This window comes from Mediterraneibacter gnavus ATCC 29149 (genome assembly GCF_008121495.1).
Classification (GTDB): domain Bacteria; phylum Bacillota; class Clostridia; order Lachnospirales; family Lachnospiraceae; genus Mediterraneibacter; species Mediterraneibacter gnavus.
In genome coordinates this window covers 2475305-2490499 of record NZ_CP043051.1, presented here as the reverse complement: position 1 = coordinate 2490499, position 15195 = coordinate 2475305, and the positions used below count along the sequence as shown (strand labels likewise).

The following is a 15195-nucleotide window of genomic DNA, read 5'->3' as shown; positions in this document are numbered from 1 at the left end:
TCTGTTGTTTGCCCCAATTTCTTATAAATCTATAAAATCTACATCATAACTGTCTTTTTCTTCACGAGCAGACGATCTTCGTTTTGGCTGATACTCCGGAACATCATCCTCTTCTTCGTCATCATCATAGTCCTCATACTCATCGTATTCGTCGTCATAATCATCATCTTCATACTCGTCATCGTCGTACTCTTCAAAATCATCCTCATATTCATCCGAATCGTCCTCGTATGTGTCGTAATCATCTTCCCCATATTCGTCATCATCTTCGTACTCTTCGTATTCATCAGGATCTTCGTCATCTGTTTCCTCTTCGTCTTCGAAGTCATCTACAAAATCATCCTCTTCGTCCTGATATCCTTTGAACTGTTTACGAGATTTTTTCTCAACAACTGCACGACTTCCTTTTGAATTCCCGATGGATTCATGCTCATCGTAGAATTCATCAAGTTCTTCATTTCTTCTGCGTAATTTCACGCCGACTACAATAATAATGATGATCAAAATTAAAATAACCGCCCAGGCTGCTGCTACAACAATCAGCACCTGATCCTGAAGAAAGTTTTTTACTTTATCTATCAGTGTTGTCGAAGAACTTGTACTCTTTTCTTTTACATCTGTGACTGGATATCTCTGGTACGTTTCATCCTTTGTATCATACTGGTAGAACGATTCCTCTCCTGATTCGTTCATCGCATACATCAGATAAAAGTCCTCACTCTCTGAATTCTGCCATACCGGGAAAGTCAGTGTGCCGACTGTCAGTTTTGTTTTCTTAAACTGAGACGGCAGTCCTTTTCCATCATTTGTTCCCAACAAAAAGATATAACTGGAATCTGTAATCGACACCATCTCTGTAATCGCAAATGAGTTATCTTTTTCATTGTAAAGTGCCATCACTGGGTCTTTGTCTCCCTCAACCAGATACACAAAATACTTTCCGGAAGTTTCCTGCAAAATCGCGTTTACAGTTTCTCCGTTATACTCCATCGTAGTTCTGCTGCATCCGTCCGGAACAAGCGCGTCGGAAAAATCATTGTAAATTGTGTATGTGACTCCGTCGATCTCTACACTTCCCGTTCCTGTGGCCACCGCAGTGGTCCCTGCTGAGCTCTCTGACGATGTTCCGTCCCCTGCCTCCACGGTAACTGTGGAATCACCTGTTGTCAGATTTAAAGTTTCATCAGAATACAGATAAGAGGTATAATCTGACACCTCCAGCTTTGTTGCTCCTTCTTTCAGCGCTTTAAAGACCATGGTATACTCCAGCTCTGAAACAGTTCCATCCCCGGTAGCCTCCAGCTTCACCGTTCCGTCCCCACCGGTTGCATTGGTTCCGCTGACAAACTCCAGTGCTGCTTTGTCATATGTTACTGTGACAAAACCATCCCCGATTGCTTCTCCACCAGTACTGATCTTAGCTTTGACTGTAACATCCTCTCCTACTTTTGCTGTAGGATCCGAAAACTGAAACGTTCCTTCTGCCGCATGTACAGACACTGAAGGATACAGCATCAGAAAGCACACTGCAAACAAAAGAATCCCTATCTTTTTCAACGACTTCATGTACATCTCCTCTTTCCTGTCTCTCGACTTTTCTTCGTATAAATAAAAACTGTTTTTCCCTTATTCTAAGCTCTCTCCACCGGTATCACCACTGTCGCCGGTTCCGGTATCCGGTATCTGGGAATTACTGTCGCTGCTTCCACTGTCTGTACCGCCGCCATCTGACGGAGGTACATAATCACCGCCGGTATCTTCTGTATACCCATTACCAGAGCTGCCATCTCCATAGCCACTGTCCTGATATCCGCCAGTTCCATAACTGTTATCTGTGTAGCCGCTGTCATATCCGGAATAATCCTGAGAATATCCATACTCATCATATTCTGTATCGTAAGATTCTCCCGTATCATACGTGGAGTTGGAAATATCCTCACTGATACTTTGTACCGTAGAAGACGGTGTATAATCGTTCTCTCCAAATAAGAACTGGTGCAGCTTCGTCACATCGGATGCCAGATCTGTCGCTACAACAGAATTTCCAACATCAAGATCAGCCGTTGTACTTTCATACGGAAATCCCTGCGTCTCTCCAAATATATAAGACTTCACGTCTTTTGCATAAGCAATCGTCTCCGTCAGTGTAAAATTCGTCTTCACGTTGTCAAACACTTTATCAATGATCTTGTTGATCGTGGAAAGTTTTGCTTTCTGCGCTTTTATCGCAATCTGCTCCAGTACTTGCCGCTGTCTCTCTGTTCGCTTATAATCGTCACCGCCGCCGTATCTGAGACGGGCATAAGCCGTTGCCTGTACTCCATTCAAATGCTGCTGTCCTAACTGCGTAAACGGAGCTGAATCCACTCCTGTATTTTTAATCACTTCTACAACATAGTTGTTCAGATACGGAATGATGTCCATGCCATTTTCCGCTTCTTCTACATTAATATCAATTCCGCCAAGGGCATCTATCACATGAACTAAAACGGAAAAATCCACTGACACATAGTGCTCAATATTCAGATCCAGATTCTTATTGAGCATAGCAACCGCTTCTTCTTCACCGCCGTAAGCATATGCTGCATTCGCTTTATTGTAAGTTCCATCTGAAAGCTGCAGAAGCGTATCTCTGTACACAGAAACCAGCTTGATTTCCTTTGTCTCACGGTTCAGAGACGCCACCATAATCGTATCACTTCGGGATCCCATCTCCTCATCTGTCTCACGCGTATCCAGACCAAACAGTGCAACAGTCAGGTAACCGGTACCGCTGATCTCTGCTTCCTCCGAAATCGCAAGCTTATCCGGATTTAATGCAACACCGCCAATTTTTCCCCATTTTGCCGCAACCACTGCAACGGTTGCTGTAATCAGCAGGATCAGAACCCCCATCAGAATCGCCACTGCTTTTTTCCCTGTAGACCAGGATGCAAATCCTCTCTTTGCCCGCTTTCTCGAACGCCCCTTCTGTGAAGGTCTTCCGTTCGCAGACCGCCTTCCATTGGCAGAAGTGCTGCCGGACGGTCGTTTTCTCTGGGCGGACCGCTGTCTCTGCGTTTTGTCCCTGTCGTCTCCCATCTGATTTCTTTGCTCCGGACGGCGGCGCGGCTGCCCCGACCTCTGAGAACTTCTTCTGTCCGCTCCGGACATTACTGCTCTCGAACGCCTTCTTGTATCTCCCATAATTCTATCCTTTCTCATGGCATACATCATAGATTGCCTAAAATATGCACTTTAACATCATACAATATTTTCCTTCAAACATCAATGAAAAAACTGTGAATTTCAAGTTTCTCTCCAGTATCGTGGATTCATCGTACATTTCAAAATCAGCCACCGGGGCAGTTTCTTATAATTTTTCCCCAGTTTATATCCTATGTACTTCCACCCGCTCTTGCATACAAGAGATACCAGAAGCCATGGTCTGCCCGACTTCAACAGATATTTTGCTGTATCCTTCACCAGACGTATCCCTTCTCCTTCAGAAGGTACTCCTTCAAAAATCTCCGGATGATCTGCCTGTGAGACCGCCAGGTCAAAATTCCGGTGAAACTGCTGTCTGCAGTTATAATTGTGAGAATGGATCACTTTTGCATCTGCCGCATAATAAATCTTCCATCCCGCCTGAATCATCCTGCCTGCCAGGATCATGTCTTCATTGAAAATCGTTTTTCGTACAAATCCTCCAAGCCTTTCGTATACATCCTTTTGGTATGCTGCACAGACATTAGAGCAGAAATAGGTTTTGATTCCCAGTTTGGAAAGATCTTCTTTGGATTTCAATCTGCTGGTTTTCGGATAATTAAATTCTCTTGTATAGCGCTCAATAAACTGACAATCCGCTGCCGGCAGCTGTCTTGCATAAACTGCTGCTACGTTTTCATACGAAAATCCGTAAAGCAGACGCTCGATCAGAAATTGATCCGCCGGCATAGCATCCTGGGTCATGTAGACAAGAATCTCCGCATCTGACATCTCAGCTCCCAGATTTCTCGTACCACCGTGATCAAACTCTTCCGGCAGAATCCGGTGGATCTTGACTCTGTCAGAAATCGTATACAACTCTTTTGGAAAGATCCCGCTCTCTGTATCGATCAGATAGATCCGATTGACCTGAACACTCTGGCTTAACAGACGTTTTACCAGCTGTACGCATCTCTGATCCGGCTTATACGTAGGGATCAGCACATCCACTGTTCTATTTCCTTCCATGTGAACCTTTTCCTTTCCTGCGATATCCGACAAACCAGTACATCATCAAAGTCAGTGCCAGCCAGAACCAGGTCGTCGGATTACTGAACCAGGTCGTAAAAAAGGCAAGCCCCAGATAAATCGCAATCTGTCCATAAAACATATACGTCATCGGATTTTTCTTCTGACGCACCGGAATTGAAACTGCTGCTGCAGTCAGACCGATTATAAACGCAAACAAAGCGGTTCCGATGATTCCAAAATCATAGTAGGCATCATAAAACATCGTTAACGTCGTAAGCTCTGTTTTTGTGACAAAATCCGGAATTGTCACCAGCTGTGGAAATACAAATTTCAATCCCGTCAGTGCAAAAAACGGAAACAGCATCTGCAGTCCCCATGTGTGCGCTGTCAACTGCTCTACCATACAGTTAAAATTCTCAAAATTATTGGCTACATAAATATAAGGCTGTGTAATAAAAATCGGCATTTTGGAATTTTTCATCTCAAAAATTCCATTTAAATAAGTCACATTATGCCGTCTTGCAACTGTCAGAAGTACATACACTGGAATCATGATCAATAAACCTGTGACGATCATCTTCCATGTGATTTTTTTATACAACATCAGATACATCACTGCCGCAAAGCCAACCGCAAACAACAGCTGAAATCTGGAGACACATAAAATAGGAATCGCCACTGCCGTCAGGTTTCCTGCAATTAAAAGTATCCATGTCCTGACCGAAATTTTTTCTGTAACCTTGGTATACAATACAGTCAGTGCCGGAATCAAAATGCAGCTGATTGTAAAATAGTGCACTCCCGAAATATGAAAATAAGAATATGCATGAGGCGCTGAATTGAACAATGGAATATAACCTACCACCACTGCCTCCAACGTAAAACATGCAATGGAAGCTGCCATCAGTCCGAAGATGCAGATCAGAATCCGCTTTGCCGAGATCTCATCTCTTTTTACTTCCTGCCTCTGTTCTTTCGAAAAACGGCCAAGCCAGAGATCATATCCCAGATTGAAACACACATAGATCAGAAAAAAGGTCAGCCATGTCACATTGCTCCAGTCACTCTGCAGCCTGCTGAGCTTCAGGCATGCGATGCCTTCTCCGCCTACCCATGCCAGCGTAAAAAGCCCCCGCATATCCACAAGATTTTTTGTCTTTCTAAAATTCCATATAAACAAAAACATTGCCTCTGCCATCAGAAGTACTGCAGTCACATAATCCAGATGTGCCTTTGCAGCCAATACCGCTGCCGCATAAACTAAAGTATAAGAACTATATTCGATTTTTCTGTCTGCGATCATTTTTCGTAACATTCTTTTCCTCTTTCGCTACTGTGCATAATTTTCCGGATAAACCCCCGTCAGATAAGCCACATCCTGACTGATCTGCTGTACTTCGTCCGAAGGCTGGTATCCAGTCTCTCCAAAAAGCTGCTCATGGAGCTGTCTTACATTGTCCGCATGTCCGATCGCAACCGCATAAGAGCCTTCCAGTCCAATGACATTTTCACTGGTCGTAATATCAAACGGAAAGCCTTTTGTCTCTCCAATTTTGTATCGGAATATATTCAGTCCCAGTTTCATGATATCCGGTGTCGTCATATTCGTTGATATTTCCGGCAGTACCTGATCCAGAATCTTATTCCATTTTACCGGTCCTGCTGTCTTCAGCTTCTGAATCATCTTCTGCAATATGATTCTCTGGCGCTCTGCACGCTTAAAGTCATCTCCGGCTGTATAACGGATCCTGGTATAGGAAACTGCCTGTATTCCATCCAGATTGTGAACTCCCGGAGAATTCTCATCCAGGGTATGTGTCTGCCGTCCTACCACCTGTGAGGTTTCTGCCGTATATCCATTCAGCCAGAATATTTCCTCACTGGTCAGCTCTACTTCCACCCCACCCAGGATATCTATGATATCTGCAAGCGAATTGAAATTTACAGAAGCATATTTTGTAATATCCAGATCCAGGTTCCGGTTGAGCATTGCCACTGCCTCCTGCGGACCTCCAAAGGAATACGCCGCATTTGCTTTCTCATAAGAACCATCCTGCTGCTTTAGCAGCGTATCCCGATATACGGAAATGATCTTTACATCTCCGGTCTTATTGTTGATGCTGACAATCATAATACTGTCACTTCTCACGCCGCCACTTAGCTCTCCGTCTCTGGAATCCAACCCGAACAATGCCACATTCGTGTATCCCTTCGGTGTCTCATGTAGTTCCAGGCTGCTCTCATCCAGTGTATTATGGTTGAGATGATCCAGCTTGTACATCATAAATGCCGCCAAAACAAGAACCGCAAGTATCAGAAATTCCAGGACCAAAAACAGGATTCCCCGCCTTTGTCTTTTTTTATTCAATCGTTTTCTCTGCTGCAGCGATATTCGCTCTCTTCTGCGAAACATAGATCCGCCTCCGTCTTAGTATGCGTTTTTGTTGATAAAGCCTTTCAGAAACGTCAGCAGGATAATCTTAAAATCCAGTCCCAACGTCCAGTTTTCAATATAATACAGGTCACACTCAATCCGCTTCCGGATCGAAGTATCTCCACGATAGCCATTCACCTGTGCCCATCCGGTCAGTCCCGGACGCACCTGATGCTTGATCATATATCTTGGGATTTCCTCCTTAAACTTTTCTACAAACAGTGGTCTCTCCGGCCTCGGACCAACCAGGCTCATATCTCCTTTGAGCACATTGAATAGCTGTGGAAGCTCATCAATGCTGGTCTTCCGGATAAATTTTCCTACCGGAGTCACTCTCGGATCATCTTTTGTCGTCCAGCCCTTCTTCTCTTCGCTCTCTTTCTGTACGATCATGGAACGGAACTTATACATGTAGAACGGCTTGTTCTGCAGCCCGATCCGCTCCTGTTTAAAAATCAGCGGTCCCGGTGCAGTCAACTTGATCAGCACAGATACAACCAGCATCACAGGTGAAAAAAGAATGATCGCAACGATCGCACCAAAAATGTCTACTGCGCGCTTCACAAACTTATTCAAAGCATTATTAAGCGGTACATGACGGATGTTGATCACTGGAAGTCCCTGGATATCTTCTGTATATGGTTTTGTCGGAATGATATTGTTATAATCCGGAATAAACTTTGTATGCACACCTGATTTTTCACACATATTTACAATATATTCCAGCTTGTGATACTCATCCAGTCCCAGTGTGATCGCAATCTCATCGATCTGATTCTGCGGAAGAATGACCAGCAGATTGTCGATACTCCCGATCACCTTGATCCCTTTATACTCCATTCCTCTCGGCTGGTGGTCATCCAGAATTCCCCGCACGGCATATCCCCACTCCGGGTTTGCAAGAATCCGGTCAATATACTGCTCTGCCGCGCGGCTGTAGCCAACCAGAATCATATGTTTCTGATTATATCCGTTCTTTCTCGCCTTGCGCAAAACCATCCTCACCATATTTCTGGCGAATACTTCCATGGTAATATTGACAAAGCAGAAAATAAATACTACCCATCTGGAATATCTGTCTGAAAGCTTTGCAAGGAAAAATACCATGGTCACACCCATCAGGCCGATCACATTCGCCTGTACTACATGCCAGGCTTCCAGCCTTCTTCCCTGTACCCGCTTCGGCGTGTAGAGCTGAAATGCGTAATACAGGATCAAATAGGACGGCACCAGAAAGAACAGTACCTTCATATACTCTCTCAGTGACAGATACCATGGATCCAGGTCAAATAATCCGCTCCGAAAACGGATATACCAGGACAGCACATATGCTACAATGATCACTCCTGCATCCAGCACAACCTGAATGCGGTTTAATAATTTCTGATTTTCTTTTATCATAATACGACCTTCCGTTATCTTACTTATAAAAACACATTATCTATGATATAATACAATACTTTATTTCAATGGACAAGCACAAACTTGATTTTAACAGTATTTTATTCATTTTTCCGTAATATTTTCGTAATTTTTAATAAACATATGTTTGTATAGAAAAACAGAACCGAATTTGATATAATACATTCGCGAAATAAATTACAGCAGTAATAGAAATGAGGAGCACATGAAAGTTACTATCATTATTCCCAATTATAACGGAAAACATTTTATGGAGCCCTGTCTGGCTTCTTTAAATGAACAGACTTGCCGGGATTTCAAGATCCTGATCGTGGACAATGCCTCCACGGACGGAAGTCTGGAATATATGGAACAGACTTACCCTGATATCGAAGTGCTGGCCCTGGATTCTAACTATGGATTCAGCCGTGCGGTCAATGAAGGGATACGTCACGCAGATACCCCGTACGTCATTCTTTTAAACAATGATACAACCGTGGATTCTCGCTATGTCGAAGAGATGATCCGGGCGATCGAGGTCTCTGACCGGATTTTTTCTGTGAGCAGCAAGATGATCCAGATGTATCACCCCGATCTGATCGACAGCGCAGGAGATCTCTATACCTTGATGGGCTGGGGGGTATGCCGGGGAGCCGGACGACCGGTTTCGAATTACACCGAAGATGATACGGTATTTACGGCCTGTGCCGGAGCTGCTATCTACAGACGAAGCGTGTTTGATAAAATCGGCTTCTTTGACGAAAGCCATTTTGCCTATCTGGAAGATATCGATGTTGGTTACCGTGCCATGATCTACGGCTATAAAAACCGGTTCTGCGCTTCCGCTCTTGTGTACCACGTCGGAAGCGGAACGAGCGGTTCCAAATATAACACTTTTAAAGTGAAACTATCCGCCCGCAACAGTGTCTGGCTGAATTACAAAAATATGCCGCTTTTGCAGCTGATCCTGAATTTCATCCCATTACTTTTGGGATATCTGGTGAAATATTTATTTTTCTGCAAAATCGGATTTGGAACAGATTACAAAAACGGAATCAAAGAAGGAATCCATGGTCTGTCCAAATGCCGCAAGGTTCCGTTTCGGATGGAGCATCTAGGCAGCTATATCCGGATCGAATTTGCCCTGATACGCCACACATTCGGTTATGCGGCCGACTGGCTGAAAAGAAAATTATTGCATAAATAGAAAACACAGGAAGGAAAGAGACTTCTGTCATCTCTTTCCTTCCTGTTTATCTTTTCTTATACCATCTGGCAAATTTTCTTACAAATTGTGATTTCCAATACTTAATATTTTCTTCCGGGAGAAGAACACGGGTTTCATATGGGGCTGTAATCCATGCTTCTACCTCTTTTTGCATACTACGTCCTAATACAGGCAAATGCATTTCTTCACGCAACGCCTGTGCATAGTCTGTATCTGAAAGGATCAGACTTCTCTTTAGCATGGTAAGACTTTGAATCCCAATCTGTATGTTTGTTCCTATATAGTCAAGTTCTGCCGTCTCACAAAATATTTTTTTCAATGTTGATATTGAGCCCGGAAGTAATTTATATTTATTTAAATCCCCTAATTTTTGGAGATAATCCAGATTTTTCCTATCTTTGATCCAGATATACACTGTTTCGTACTCTTCCCTTAACATATTCAACATTCTGCTGTCTTCTTCCCTGCAATCTTTTTTCTCTTCCAAGACTACTAACACTTCTTTTCCTTTTTCTTTAGGGATTTTTTTGCATCTCTGTGCTGTCAGACTCCATAAAGACGGACATCCCGTCCGTATCACATTATGAATTCCTATCTGCTCCAGAAAATATCTTGTCTTCTCATCACGAACTGCATGAACTCCTTTGGAAGATAACAGAAAGTGAAGTACATTCTGTGTATAATCACTAATCTGATCACCTTCTGTAAAATCACACACACCTGCTCCCATAAGATAAATTCCCTGATATTCCATCAATTGTTCTAAAAGCAAAAGCTGTCCTGATTTTTCCATCTGTTTTGAAAGCACATTTGCACCACATAAAATTTTTCTGCTCCCAGTTAGTTCTCCTGCACTTTTTTTACAATAATATGGTGGCACACAAATAAGCGGTCTGTCCAAAAATAAATCTCTACATATCTCTCCACTTTCTTTCATCACCATTTTATCTTCAAAATAATTTGTCCTGTCTGCTATATCAAAAAATACTATTTTATCATCAGAAAATTTGAATTTTTTTGAATCTTTCATTATTTGAATTTGATGAATCCGTTCTTTTTCGATTTGACTGGATACTTCTCCTTGAAAATATTCATGTAGCTTTGGAGTTATTATTTCATATAAATCGATCTCTGGGACTATCTGCACTTTATTTTGGAAAAGCTGTTCCAGATATCTTATATAGTCATCAAACTTCAGTTTATCTTCTATCCATGCTTTTGCACCCGTCAACACTTCTTCCCGTCTCTCGCTCAAAAGCTGTTTTGTCACTTTCGCCATTTCCTCAACATCAAACTCAGAAATCAAATTTCCTCTGCCTTCGTCCAGCATTGTATTGACCCCACCAGAATTCTTAAATGCTACTACCGGAATTTCATACTTCATTGCCTCCAATACCACCGATGGAAATGGATCCTCTCTTGATGTAAGCCAGAATACATCTGCATGTCTCAACAATTCATGATATTTTTGTTTATCTTTAATAAACGGAATAAAATGAACTTTTCCTTCTAGGTTCGATTGACGAATCTGATTATAAATCCATCCTTCCAAAATCGGATCCGAAAATTTTCCTGTCCATACAAAGTGGACTTCCTCTGTTTTTTCTTTTCGAGAAAGAATCTGTGCTGCTGATACAAATAAATCTGTTCCCTTCCTCAATTCACACGTTCCTGAGCACATGACAATTTTTTGATCCAATGAAAAACCATATTCTTCAAATGAGAACCTTGAATCCCCCTCTTCGTCAACCTGCATATACACACCCTGAGGCCGAATCGAACATTTCCCCCTGATCACTGGAAAAAGAGTCTCAAATCCCTTCTGTACACTATAATCGGGAAATACAATGTAGTCAGAGTAATATGCAATCGACTCACCTGGAGATAGAAATCCATACAACTCTATCGTTGTCTTCATCTCATGTATCAAAGAAACAATAAAAAATCCATACTGTTTTAAAAGAGGAACATACTTCCCTGACACAACAGTATTCGTAATCACTCGACAAAATCCCTCTTCTCTCAAAAGCTGCATTAAATGCTCCAGATATTCTTCGGCCTCCCAGTTTTTTGACTCTCCTTTTGTACCACACCAGCCGACTGATATCTGATTTCTCGCATTATCATGCAAATAGAATATAGGAATCTCTTTTTCTGCATACTTTTCTTCTAAAAATCCATCCCCATGATTCGCAGCCAATACCACAACATCTCGACCATTTTCTTTCAGCTTTTCCGCAATATGATATGCCAAAAGCGGTGCTCCTGTATTACTCATATCATGAGTCAATACTGCTATCTTTTCTTTTCTGCCAAGTTGTCCCATATTTTCTTTTAATGCATTCAGAGCATTTTCAGAAGATGCTGAAGCAATTTCCAATTTTTCTATTTTCACAACAACATTTTGATCTGATAAGTCCAATCGAACTGCCTCTGCCGGATAAGGAAAATAGATTTCTTTCTCTATATGCCTATTCAAATATAGTGGAAAGTGGTATGCTTGTTTTTCACTAAATACCTCGCCTTTTCCTTTATAATACAGCACAGCATTCAAAGCTTCTATTCCTTCAATACAAAGAAAAAAGGATAAACGAACGCCCATCACTGATTCCGTAAAATAAACATGAAGCTGTGGATCCTGTTCCTGTAACTCCCACATATTGCCGGTCTGCTCCATGTTTACATAGGATCTGCATGCTTCGTTTTCTATACTTATTCCATCTCTTTTCATCCCCCTGTACCTCCCCGCTGATTTTTTCTTATTGTACCATATTCTTCTGTAGAAAAAAAAGACAAGATTCCTTAAATCCTGCCTTTTATCTTTTGTTGTTTAAGAAAATCTTGTCATATAACCCGGATACTCCGCGTGTCCTGTGGCAAGCATTTCTCCGTTTACTGTAATGTGAATTTTTGCACAATGGTAAACATCCAAATACGTGTTGCAGATGCTTCCAATCACCAGATATTCTGCGGAAGATCCCATCTCTTTAATGTAAGTTCCAAACTTTTCGGAGAGATCCAGATCAATGACCTGTTCTCCATCCTTTTCTTTCTTTGTAAAACTTAGAACTGTGGTATCCGATGGAAGAACTCCGGCTGCTGCCAACTGAGAAAGGACAGTTTCCGGTGTGATTGCCTCAAGTGAAACCTCTTTTTTATCAAAGCCGGATACATCCTTGTTCTGGGCATACACAGTAATTGTTCCTGCTCCCAGATTATTTGCATCCTGTGTGTTTTCTGTCTGCTCCTGCTGTGTCTGGTCTTGTTCATTCTGTCCGTCCTGATTGACATCCTGATCAGATGTGTCATTGTCCTGATCCTCTTTCTGCTCTTCCTGTGTTGCATTTTGTTCCGGAGTTGATTCTGTTGTTTTTCCACAGGCTGTAATTCCAAACATCAGCACAACCACTGTCAAAATTCCCAATACATATTTTTTCTTCATACTCCCATTCCCCCCTTAACGTATTTCTGACAGATATCTTTTCAAGGCATCCTGCCAGGTCGGAAGCGGCGTGAAGCCGTTTTTCTTCAGTTTAGATTTGTCCATTCTGCTGTTGTGAGGGCGTTTTGCCTTTGCCGGAAATTTGTCGCTTGTCACCGGAACTACATTGACATCCATTCCTGCCTGCGCAAAAATCTCTTTTGCAAATTCATACCAGGTGATATATCCCCCTTCATTTGTCACGTGATATTTTCCATAAGCATCTTTTTCCAGCATATCCACAAGCAGTCTGGCAAGATCATAAGTATACGTCGGAGTTCCTACCTGATCATCCACAACTGTCAGAGTATCATGTGTCTCTCCCAGATTCAGCATGGTCTTGATAAAATTCTTTCCATTCACACCAAAGACCCACGCGATACGAACAATATAATATTTGTCCAAGAGACGTTCCACAGCCTGTTCTCCCTCATATTTGGTCTGTCCGTAAATATTCAGTGGCTGTGTTACGTTATCATCCGGCTCCCACGGACGTGTTCCTTCTCCCTCGAACACGTAATCTGTACTGATATAGATCATCGGGATATCAAGTGCCTTACATACTTTTGCAATATTCTCAGTACCTTCAGCATTGACTTTTCTGCACATTTCTTCATTGTCTTCCGCTGCATCTACTGCCGTCCATGCTGCACAGTGAACAACGCTGTCTACCTTTGCCTCACGAATGACAGAATCTACTGCTGCTGCATCTGTGATGTCCATCTCTTCAACATCTACACCAACACCTTCATATCCTCTCTTTGCAAGCTCGTTCATGACATCATGTCCAAGCTGACCTTTTACTCCTGTTACTAACGCTCTCATAGATTGTCCTCCTTCGCAGTCTATCTATTTTCTGTTCTTTTCCTTATAAGATACATCATTCAATGCATACTGTCCAGCATTAACTGTGTTTTCTCCCTCTTGCATCTAGCCATATACCAACTTCTCGAATTCCTCCTGCAGCCGTCGGAATCAACAAAATAAAGTATGTCCAAATATACTGTGATTTTGCTTCCCACAATATATGAAAGAAAAATCCACCAAGAACTGTTGTCAATAATAATAATTCTCCTAATTCCATCTGCTTCCTTCTCTTCCATATTCCAATTCCTGCCATACTCAAAATCAAAAAGTGAATCACATCAAACCATTTATAAAGAATTTTTCCTGTTCTTCCATAATAAAAAGAGGCTGCAATTTTTGAAATCCCATCTGGATGCTGATCCGGCTGATGATTGCTAATCCACAATGCCTCAAAACTCGGTTCATTCCATTGTGAAACAATCTTGTGATAATAAAACTCAACTGCTACTTTTTTATTTTCACTAAATCCTTTCAGAGATTCTTGAATATGGTTTAATGCTACTTCTCCCTCTGTTTTCCCTGTTTCACTCGCCTCATTCATCATATCGATCAAAGACACGTCATACCAGCCTTCTGCAAGAGGACCTTTTTGCATTCCCATTGCGATCCAGAGCAATTTGGATGCTCCTTTCTCCAACTCTATCCCTGAACGTGCGGAATAATATTTTTCCAATCCTGCCTGTGCTCCAAAGCTTAGACTGAACATTAACACAATACAGAGTAAATTCCATCCTTTTTTTGATTTCATGCAGTCTACGAACAGTACTGCTGCCATAGCAATCATTGCCACCTGATAATTGCTTTTCACTAATACCGCCAGTACAGCGCATACTACAAACGCCACTGCATATCTGAGTTTTCGATTTTCAAAATGTTCCAAAAGGAATACAAACCCAAGAAGAGAAAGTGCCAGCCCTATCAGATTTCCATATACAAATGTTGTATAAAAAATCGGAACACAAAACATAAACAATATAACCACTGTAATTCGCTCTGCCGTCTCTGTTTTGAAAATTTTTTTTGACAACTTCAACAAACATCCATATACAACACACAATGTCAATACGTTTAACATCTGATAAACCAGATAATTTCCTGCTCCAAAAAGCCGATATATCTGTTCCAACAGCCAGATAATCCCCAACTGATGTACATACTGATATACATATCCGCCTTTCTGGAGCATCGAATAATCATTATTCAAAAACTGCACTGCGGCGTTGGAAACCATCATATCATCTGCAACCGGAACCGGACGAGTCAGAAAAATCCATCCAAGTGATAATACCAGCACACTTATGATCAAAAAAATTTTCATACTGATAAGTGAAATGCGTTCTAAATATTTCGTTCGATATAGTAAAAATATAATAAAAACACATACTGCCAAGGTAATTATAAAAATATCACTTTTATAATGAATAACTTCCGGAAGATATTGATTGCTCTCATCCCATTCAAAAACACTGGTAAACAGAAAACTTACAACCGCAAGAAAGCTGACCAGAATCAGTGAAAACCAAACTACAATATTTCGGAATACGCTATCGATTATTTTTCTCATGT

11 protein-coding genes are annotated in these 15195 nt (G+C 41.7%); 1 reads left to right on the top strand and 10 read right to left on the bottom strand.

Translation table 11 applies throughout. The features are described from left to right. Window positions 1-21 precede the first annotated feature (21 nt). From FXV78_RS17950 to FXV78_RS12235, 6 genes are all read right to left on the bottom strand, one after another. Window positions 22-1566 carry a cohesin domain-containing protein gene (locus FXV78_RS17950; RefSeq protein ID WP_009243943.1) on the bottom strand — a complete coding sequence of 515 codons (1545 nt, stop codon included), beginning with the start codon at window positions 1564-1566 and terminating at the stop codon, window positions 22-24. A 60-nt stretch (window positions 1567-1626) separates the two neighbouring features. Continuing rightward, the gene (locus FXV78_RS12255; protein WP_009243944.1) at window positions 1627-3186 is read right to left on the bottom strand and encodes an LCP family protein; all 1560 of its coding nucleotides are present in this window, start codon (window positions 3184-3186) and stop codon (window positions 1627-1629) included. 102 nt (window positions 3187-3288) lie between these two features. Then, window positions 3289-4215 carry a glycosyltransferase family 2 protein gene (locus tag FXV78_RS12250; protein ID WP_004844486.1) on the bottom strand — a complete coding sequence of 309 codons (927 nt, stop codon included), beginning with the start codon at window positions 4213-4215 and terminating at the stop codon, window positions 3289-3291. Further along, entirely contained in the window at window positions 4202-5533 is a 1332-nt protein-coding gene (locus FXV78_RS12245) for an O-antigen polymerase (RefSeq protein ID WP_004844487.1), read from the bottom strand. The genes FXV78_RS12250 and FXV78_RS12245 overlap by 14 nt, the downstream gene beginning before the upstream one ends. A gap of 15 nt (window positions 5534-5548) precedes the next feature. After that, window positions 5549-6631 carry an LCP family protein gene (locus FXV78_RS12240; RefSeq protein WP_004844488.1) on the bottom strand — a complete coding sequence of 361 codons (1083 nt, stop codon included), beginning with the start codon at window positions 6629-6631 and terminating at the stop codon, window positions 5549-5551. A 15-nt stretch (window positions 6632-6646) separates the two neighbouring features. Then, a complete protein-coding gene (locus FXV78_RS12235) occupies window positions 6647-8053 on the bottom strand; it encodes an undecaprenyl-phosphate glucose phosphotransferase (RefSeq protein WP_004844489.1) in 1407 nt (468 codons plus the stop codon). A gap of 226 nt (window positions 8054-8279) precedes the next feature. On the opposite strand from FXV78_RS12235, the gene FXV78_RS12230 reads away from it, so the two are divergent. Next, window positions 8280-9260 carry a glycosyltransferase family 2 protein gene (locus FXV78_RS12230; RefSeq protein WP_004844490.1) on the top strand — a complete coding sequence of 327 codons (981 nt, stop codon included), beginning with the start codon at window positions 8280-8282 and terminating at the stop codon, window positions 9258-9260. Window positions 9261-9306: 46 nt separating this feature from the next. Here the strand turns inward: FXV78_RS12230 and FXV78_RS12225 are convergent, their stop codons facing one another. The 4 genes from FXV78_RS12225 to FXV78_RS12210 all read right to left on the bottom strand — a co-directional run bounded on the left by FXV78_RS12225 (window position 9307) and on the right by FXV78_RS12210 (window position 15193). Then, complete coding sequence (locus FXV78_RS12225) at window positions 9307-12012, bottom strand: glycosyltransferase family 4 protein (RefSeq protein ID WP_004844491.1); 2706 nt, start codon at window positions 12010-12012, stop codon at window positions 9307-9309. 99 nt (window positions 12013-12111) lie between these two features. Further along, a complete protein-coding gene (locus FXV78_RS12220; RefSeq protein WP_004844492.1) occupies window positions 12112-12723 on the bottom strand; it encodes a GerMN domain-containing protein in 612 nt (203 codons plus the stop codon). 15 nt (window positions 12724-12738) lie between these two features. Beyond that, window positions 12739-13587, bottom strand: a complete 849-nt coding sequence (rfbD, locus tag FXV78_RS12215; protein WP_004844493.1) for a dTDP-4-dehydrorhamnose reductase — start codon at window positions 13585-13587, stop codon at window positions 12739-12741. A 79-nt stretch (window positions 13588-13666) separates the two neighbouring features. After that, window positions 13667-15193: a glycosyltransferase family 39 protein gene (locus tag FXV78_RS12210; protein ID WP_004844494.1), complete on the bottom strand. Its 1527-nt coding sequence runs from the start codon at window positions 15191-15193 to the stop codon at window positions 13667-13669. Window positions 15194-15195 lie beyond the last annotated feature (2 nt).

Bases quoted from the DNA above. Each gene is read 5' to 3' on its own strand.
- FXV78_RS17950 (WP_009243943.1), bottom strand. From the start codon at position 1,566: ATGAAGTCGTTGAAAAAGATAGGGATTCTTTTGTTTGCAGTGTGCTTT.
- FXV78_RS12255 (WP_009243944.1), bottom strand. From the start codon at position 3,186: ATGGGAGATACAAGAAGGCGTTCGAGAGCAGTAATGTCCGGAGCGGAC.
- FXV78_RS12250 (WP_004844486.1), bottom strand. From the start codon at position 4,215: ATGGAAGGAAATAGAACAGTGGATGTGCTGATCCCTACGTATAAGCCG.
- FXV78_RS12245 (WP_004844487.1), bottom strand. From the start codon at position 5,533: ATGTTACGAAAAATGATCGCAGACAGAAAAATCGAATATAGTTCTTAT.
- FXV78_RS12240 (WP_004844488.1), bottom strand. From the start codon at position 6,631: ATGTTTCGCAGAAGAGAGCGAATATCGCTGCAGCAGAGAAAACGATTG.
- FXV78_RS12235 (WP_004844489.1), bottom strand. From the start codon at position 8,053: ATGATAAAAGAAAATCAGAAATTATTAAACCGCATTCAGGTTGTGCTG.
- FXV78_RS12230 (WP_004844490.1), top strand. From the start codon at position 8,280: ATGAAAGTTACTATCATTATTCCCAATTATAACGGAAAACATTTTATG.
- FXV78_RS12225 (WP_004844491.1), bottom strand. From the start codon at position 12,012: ATGAAAAGAGATGGAATAAGTATAGAAAACGAAGCATGCAGATCCTAT.
- FXV78_RS12220 (WP_004844492.1), bottom strand. From the start codon at position 12,723: ATGAAGAAAAAATATGTATTGGGAATTTTGACAGTGGTTGTGCTGATG.
- rfbD (WP_004844493.1), bottom strand. From the start codon at position 13,587: ATGAGAGCGTTAGTAACAGGAGTAAAAGGTCAGCTTGGACATGATGTC.
- FXV78_RS12210 (WP_004844494.1), bottom strand. From the start codon at position 15,193: ATGAGAAAAATAATCGATAGCGTATTCCGAAATATTGTAGTTTGGTTT.